At 39.0% G+C, this 6,522-nt stretch carries 8 protein-coding genes; 5 read left to right on the forward strand and 3 right to left on the reverse strand.

All coding sequences use genetic code 11. The features are described 5' to 3' along the window. Positions 1-381: 381 nt before the first annotated feature. Positions 382-528 (reverse strand): hypothetical protein, encoded by a 147-nt coding sequence (locus BMX30_RS23565; protein WP_170843881.1) that lies wholly within the window; start codon positions 526-528, stop codon positions 382-384. Between the two features lie 348 nt (positions 529-876). Here BMX30_RS23565 and BMX30_RS13035 point away from each other — a divergent pair, with 348 nt between their 5' ends. From BMX30_RS13035 to BMX30_RS13050, 4 genes are all read left to right on the forward strand, one after another. Beyond that, positions 877-1,875: an ABC transporter ATP-binding protein gene (locus BMX30_RS13035; protein WP_090746230.1), complete on the forward strand. Its 999-nt coding sequence runs from the start codon at positions 877-879 to the stop codon at positions 1,873-1,875. Next, complete coding sequence (locus BMX30_RS13040; RefSeq protein WP_090746234.1) at positions 1,872-2,663, forward strand: ABC transporter permease; 792 nt, start codon at positions 1,872-1,874, stop codon at positions 2,661-2,663. Before BMX30_RS13035 ends, BMX30_RS13040 begins: the two co-directional genes overlap by 4 nt. Before the next feature lie 4 nt (positions 2,664-2,667). Continuing rightward, positions 2,668-3,453 (forward strand): ABC transporter permease, encoded by a 786-nt coding sequence (locus tag BMX30_RS13045; RefSeq protein WP_090746237.1) that lies wholly within the window; start codon positions 2,668-2,670, stop codon positions 3,451-3,453. Between the two features lie 246 nt (positions 3,454-3,699). Then, complete coding sequence (locus BMX30_RS13050) at positions 3,700-3,894, forward strand: hypothetical protein (RefSeq protein ID WP_090746240.1); 195 nt, start codon at positions 3,700-3,702, stop codon at positions 3,892-3,894. An 80-nt stretch (positions 3,895-3,974) separates the two neighbouring features. Here BMX30_RS13050 and BMX30_RS13055 read toward each other — a convergent pair whose 3' ends face one another. Beyond that, complete coding sequence (locus BMX30_RS13055; protein WP_090746243.1) at positions 3,975-4,526, reverse strand: hypothetical protein; 552 nt, start codon at positions 4,524-4,526, stop codon at positions 3,975-3,977. An 88-nt stretch (positions 4,527-4,614) separates the two neighbouring features. Between BMX30_RS13055 and BMX30_RS13060 the strand changes: the two genes are divergently transcribed. Continuing rightward, positions 4,615-5,532 (forward strand): phosphatidate cytidylyltransferase, encoded by a 918-nt coding sequence (locus BMX30_RS13060; RefSeq protein ID WP_090746246.1) that lies wholly within the window; start codon positions 4,615-4,617, stop codon positions 5,530-5,532. 124 nt (positions 5,533-5,656) lie between these two features. Here the strand turns inward: BMX30_RS13060 and BMX30_RS13065 are convergent, their stop codons facing one another. Beyond that, positions 5,657-6,055 carry a cytidine deaminase gene (locus tag BMX30_RS13065; RefSeq protein WP_090746249.1) on the reverse strand — a complete coding sequence of 133 codons (399 nt, stop codon included), beginning with the start codon at positions 6,053-6,055 and terminating at the stop codon, positions 5,657-5,659. Positions 6,056-6,522 lie beyond the last annotated feature (467 nt).

A 6,522-nucleotide genomic window follows, 5' to 3' on the forward strand; every position in this document is an offset into this window, starting at 1 on the left:
AACCGTCCCTTCACTTTCTAGCTTATACCATCATTATAACATTTCCTGCAAGTTCTAAGCCTCAAATTTCATGAAGATACAGGAGATGAAGCCTCGTGCATGCGAAATATCCGAAACACGTTAAAAAGTAGCACGGTTACTTGTCTTATTCCGCTAGTTCGAGCAGTTCATAAAGGGACTTTTGAAATATCTCAGACGGGACTGGTTGTGCTTTTTGATTTTGTAGTTAGCACATAGTGCTATAAGAGATTATTAAAACCCAACCACATCGAGTTCCTATGCTCCTTCCTTACCCTAACGACCTAACAGCCTATGAATAAATCAAACTTTCATGAAAAAAGAAGACTCTACTATTAAAGTCTTCTTTTAAAAAGTATTAGATTAATGAACCCGAATCTCTTCTCTTATATCCTCATCAAAATGAACCCTTGTATGCTTTGATTCAATCCTCTCAAACTCTTCCAATTCCTCACTAACAGCATCACTATACCACCAGTTTTTCAATTCTAGAATCAGCTCAGTAAGCATTTTGATTCCTCCATTTTTGGGTAATTGGAACTCTTATGTCCTTATTATACCCCTGTTTTTCTAGTAATTAAAGCGCTTACAAAATAGGCGAAATAGCAAGATAAATTAGAAATTATTGTCTATTTTCTGGTCTGTACTAGACTTACATTGGGTTGTAGATTGCTAGCTTTAGAGATGGCAAATAGTAATAAAACCCAGCCGATAAACAATACTTATCAGAGCTACCAAAAACACCGAACGCTCGTGATCATGGAAGCAGAAGAACCGTCCCCTTGCTTCCTTTCTACACTCAGGTTACAATTAAGTTTTGTGAAAACGGTGTGAGTTAGTTTTTGGGGGGATCTATGAATGAACGTTATTGAGGTTCAGAATTTACGTAAAGAATTTAAGTCGTATTCTAGTCGTTCTGGTTTGTCTGGGGCGTTTCGGGACTTGTTTACGAGAAATTATAAAACACTTGCTGCGGTTGATGATATCTCCTTAAACATCAAACAAGGGGAAATGGTCGGCTACATTGGCGAGAATGGTGCAGGGAAATCGACGACCATTAAGATGTTAACTGGCATTCTAACGCCAACATCCGGTTCAATCGTTGTTAATGGGATGAACCCTCATAAGCAACGAGAAGAATTCGTGCGCACCATCGGCGTGGTGTTCGGACAGCGTTCCCAGCTATGGTGGGACATTGCCGTACAGGAATCTTTTCGACTATTAAAAAAGGTCTACCGTGTCTCAGATGAAGATTATAACCGCCATATGGGCCATGTAATCGAAACATTAGAAATTGGTCCATTATTGGATAAACCTGTTCGAAAGCTATCGTTAGGACAACGGATGCGTTGCGAATTAGCGGCGGCACTTATCCACAACCCTCCCCTACTGTTCTTAGATGAGCCAACGATTGGACTTGATGTCTTAGTAAAGTTAAAGATTCGTAAGTTTTTAAAAGAAATCAATGAACAGTATAAAACTACGATTCTGTTAACAACCCATGATTTAACCGACATCGAAGCCCTATGTGAACGGGTCGTTTTGCTAGATGAAGGGAAAATCATTTATGATGGCAAGCTCAATCAGCTTCAATCACAGGCAGTTGAAGGAAAACAAGTAGAATTTGAGTTTCTGACAGAGATTGCTAAAAATAATCTTGTCTTTTTACCAAATGTTCAATGGGAGCAAAAAGACGCAACCACTTGGCTTGCCCATGTCAACGGGGACGAACGCCTTGTCTCGCAATTGATTAGCCTCGTCGTGCAAAAAAATCCGATTAAAAATGTCCGCATCAATGAAGTCTCGACCGAAGAAATTGTTCGCAAGATTTATGAAGAAGGAATGGCCCTCGCATGAGTATGTATCTTGAAATGATTCGGGTTCGATTTTTAATGATGCTTGCTTATCGTACAAATTATTATAGTGGGATCTTGATTTATAGCATTAACATCGGGGCCTATTATTTTCTCTGGTCAGCAATCTATGGAAACAATGAAGAGATTCAAGGATTGTCCGTCCTGCAAATGACTACGTATGTGGCGGTTGCCTGGATGGCGCGAGCTTTCTATTTTAATAATATCGACCGTGAAATTGCCGCTGAAATCAAAGACGGCAAAGTCGCGATTGAAATGATTCGCCCTTATAACTATCTAGGGATGAAAACCATGCAGGCGCTCGGGGAGGGAATCTTCCGGTTATTGTTCTTCTCGGTACCAGGAATGATCATTGTGGCGTTAGTATTTCCGATTAGCTTTTCTGCTAATTTGTCGACCTGGCTGTTTTTCTTTGTCTCGCTCGTCTTTAGTTTTATCGTCAATACGCAAATCAACCTACTCACGGGGATCATGTCTTTCTTCCTATTTAATAATACCGGGTTAATTCGAGCGAAACGGGTGGTCATCGATTTGTTTTCAGGTCTACTTCTCCCGATCTCTTTTTATCCTTTGTGGGCGCAAACAGTCATGACGTATTTACCATTTCAAGCCATCAGCTATATTCCGAGTATGATTTTTACCGAAGGCTTTGTTGGTAAGGAGATTTTTAACGCTGTCTTGCTACAAGCATTCTGGGCTTTGATCTTATTGATCCCGATTCGCCTGTTATGGTCTCTTGCTAAAAAACAATTAATTGTCCAAGGAGGCTAATGGAGTGTTTTACGTTTCGATGTTTTTTCAATACGCCTCTCAATATTTAAAAACAAGGTTAACATACAGAATAGATACGGTTATTGAAATTTTATCTGACTTATTGTTTCAAGCCGTCAACCTCATCTTCATTCTCATCGTGTTCGACCATACAGCCTCCTTAGGTGGATGGAACCGTGAGGAAATCATTTTTATTTACGGATTTTTCCTTGTTCCCTATGCGTTATTTTCCTCGTTTTTTAATATCTGGGACTTTAACGAGCGCTATATTGTCAGAGGGGAAATGGACCGAGTGTTAACTCGACCGGTTCATAGTCTTTTTCAGATTATTATGGAGCGGATGGAGCTTGAATCTCTCTTCGGCGTGATTACTGGATTGGTGATTATGGGCTATGCCGCGACGGAGCTAGGGTTAACCTTTGCTTGGTATGATGTATTGATCTTTATTAGCATGGTGCTAGGCGGGGCGTTTATTTATGCAGGTATTTTTATTTCGATTGCGACGATTGGGTTTTGGTCTGATAGCCGGACGGATATTATGCCGATGATGTATAATATCGGGAACTACGGTCGTTACCCGGTGAACATTTATCATAAAGTGATACGGTTTGTGTTAACGTGGATTTTACCGTTTGCTTTTGTCGGGGTGTATCCGGCTGCGTATTTCCTAAATCGCGAAGAATGGTATGGATATGCGTTTTTGACCCCTGTCATGGGGATCGTTTTTTTCAGTATCTCCTATTTACTTTGGAATGCTGGTGTGAAAAGATATCGTGGAGCCGGGAACTGAACTATTCGTTCAGTTCCCCTCCTTTGACAATATACGGACACAAGCCGACAATACTGATCAACGATGTAAGTCTATTTTCATTTTCCCGATTAATAGTGTTTAGGGCAGGGTAATGTAGAAATGAGGGGTGAAAAGATGAAAGTAACAATAACGAAAGCCGCAAACGAGCAGTTGACCAACCAACTAGGACCTGAACCAAAACTTAAGCTCAATGAAGTCCGAACAACTGGTTGAGGGGCGACCTATGTGTACGAACTTGCTCAGGTTGAGCAAACCAAGAACGAGGAAATCTTTAAAGTCGATCAAATCACCATCTATATTGACCCACTCGTCATCAATCACCTAGATGGAGACATTACAATCGACCATAACAAAAATTATGGCTACATCCTAAAAAACAACTTCGAAGTCTTAACCTTCGGAATGAAATTAACGAAGTAAAGGGACGGTTCTCTTGCTTCCATTGGCTCTCTTCTTATGCAGAAGTGTCCAACTAGGAAGCAAGAGAACCGTCCCCTGCTTTACAAACGATTCCTAACTGGCTCATAATCGAATAACTTGCCTTCATACACATGATGAAACCTTTCATTGGTTCGGAAATCATCAGGGGTGACGAGCGCCGGGAGTTTATCCCATAATCGTATGCCTGATCGGTGAAGAGTTTCCGCAACGAACTGCGAACAGAAATACGAATTGCTGAACTCAATCGGTTCATTCAAAGTTATTCCAAGAATGCCAAGGAGATTATAGAGAAATTTATGTTGATTTTTCTTAAAAACATTTAACACCCGTTTCATTTTTTCAACATCTCGTTCAGACACTTCAAGCCGGTAAATTACGCAAGTTGTCTCGGGGTACTTACTATATGTTCCTTGGAAAATATCTTCCTTCACGAACCCGCCATTCATCGGATTGCTTGGGTTTTTTCGCCCGAAACTATATAACTCTTGCAAACTAGAGTCAAAAGAGATCGAGGCATGATTATAGGGAGCCCCTGTGTATTTTTTAATTGATTTAGTAAATAAGGTTCCGGTGTCTGTAAGCATAATATATACACTTCGCTTAGAATCCATCTATATTCCCTCTTTTAAATCTGTCATTTTTATCCTATAGTAATTATACATAACTTTCTAAAAAAATAGGTATAAAGTTGGTGAAAGATTGAATAGTACACTCTGGACACAAGTCATCATTTTTATTTGCTTACTAACTATCAGTCTATTATTTCTAATTATGAAAAGGAGCCAGCCAGATAAGGATTTTACTTCGCTTTCTTCACGTGTGAAAACTTGGTGGGGAATGTTCGTAATCTTTATTTTTGCAACGTTATTTAACCCTGTCGTTTCATTAATATCGTTAATGGTGCTTTGCTTTTTTGCCCTACAAGAATTTTATTCAATGATAAAAACGAGAAAGGTGGATCGCAGGGCGTTTTTGTGGGCCTACCTATCGATTCCGGTCCAATTTTATTGGAGTTATATCGAATGGTATGGAATGTTTATCGTCTTCATTCCTATTTATGTATTTTTATTTTTGCCGATTCCTCGAATCTTAGGAAAAAAAGGAACAGTAGGATTTTTACGTTCGGTGAGCTCGACCCAATGGGGATTAATGCTGATGGTTTTTGGTTTAAGCCATTTAGCTTACTTCCAATTTGCCTCCCCTGAATATGGGGCAAATCTCGTTTTGTTCTTGGTTTTACTCACACAATTGAATGATGCGGTTCATTTTTTAATTACCTTGTATTTTGGGAAGCGAAAGGTTATTCCAACAGCGAATCCTAATATCTCATGGGAAGGATTTATTGGTGCGACAATCGTAACAACGCTCGTTTCGTATTTCGTCTATCCCTATTTAACCCCTTTTGATCAAACCTTTGGGATCATCTCTGGATTCCTGATTGCAATTGGAGGCTTTTTTGGAGCTTCAACTATCTCCATCCTCAAACGGGATTTATTAATCGGAGAGGATGAAAAATTTGCAGCATTGAAGGAAAGTTATCTCAGTCGCGTTGATAGCTTAACCTATACCTCACCAATCTTTTTTCATTTTATCCGTTACTTTTTTGATTTTATGTAGCACCGGGACACGCACCTTGTCCCAAATGCGATATGGTGTCTTCCCTGTTTAAAAACAAAAAAAGGGCATGTTTTGAAAAATTAATCAAAAATGCCCTTTTCTATTAAATTAAAAAGTATTTTAATTACATATCTAGCTCTGTGAAAGCATAAGGTAATAAATCTTTTAAGGTCAATTCTAAGATATCTTTCTTCTCATTTGTTAAGTAAACTGGCATATCAGGCATACAAAATTCTGCTAAAACTTGCCTACAAATACTACACGGTGGAAGAAAATCTTCGGTGTCACCTGCAACAGCGATCGCCTGAAAATCACCTTTCTTGTAACCGTTTGCGATTGCAGTAAAAATAGCGGTCCTCTCTGCACAATTGGTTGCTCCAAATGAAACATTTTCTACGTTTACGCCATTAACCACCGTACCATCTTTGAGTAATAGCGCTGCTCCAACTGGAAATTTCGAGTAAGGTGCATAGGCATTCTCCAACGTCTTACGGGCCATTCCCATCAATTGTTCTTTATTCATATTACCCATCCTTTTCAAAGAAGAATGAACTTTTCACAATTCCCTTAAGCCAACATATAGTTGGCAGGATTTATAATTTTATCATTTTTTGGAATACTCGTCAACGCTTGCAAAGTCAAAAAGACACGAGTGGGACCTTGTCTCTTTAATGAGGAAGCAAGAGAAGAACGAAATCGCTAACGCGATGGCTCTTTAAAAGCCCCCTCAGACCAAAAAAAGAATAAAAAAATGAAAAAGTATGTCTTTTGTGATATTGTTTAATCGCCAAACCAAACAATAGAAAGACATACTTTTTCATATGACAAATATTTTATCATGGACAACCTCAAAAATACACCTCAATATTCTCATTAAGCTAAGTAGGGCTCCACCTACTGATATTTGATTCAACACTAAACTTAATCAAATATCGGGAGGCAATTTTATGAATCAATATGAACAAAAAGTGGAGCTATTCTTTGAGCTTA

It is taken from the genome of Mesobacillus persicus (assembly GCF_900109925.1).
Lineage (GTDB): Bacteria > Bacillota > Bacilli > Bacillales > Cytobacillaceae > Mesobacillus_B > Mesobacillus_B persicus.

Coding starts and splice junctions, on each gene's coding strand:
- BMX30_RS13065 (WP_090746249.1), bottom strand. CDS start 6,055: ATGAATAAAGAACAATTGATGGGAATGGCCCGTAAGACGTTGGAGAAT.
- BMX30_RS23565 (WP_170843881.1), bottom strand. CDS start 528: ATGCTTACTGAGCTGATTCTAGAATTGAAAAACTGGTGGTATAGTGAT.
- BMX30_RS13055 (WP_090746243.1), bottom strand. CDS start 4,526: ATGGATTCTAAGCGAAGTGTATATATTATGCTTACAGACACCGGAACC.
- BMX30_RS13035 (WP_090746230.1), top strand. CDS start 877: ATGAACGTTATTGAGGTTCAGAATTTACGTAAAGAATTTAAGTCGTAT.
- BMX30_RS13040 (WP_090746234.1), top strand. CDS start 1,872: ATGAGTATGTATCTTGAAATGATTCGGGTTCGATTTTTAATGATGCTT.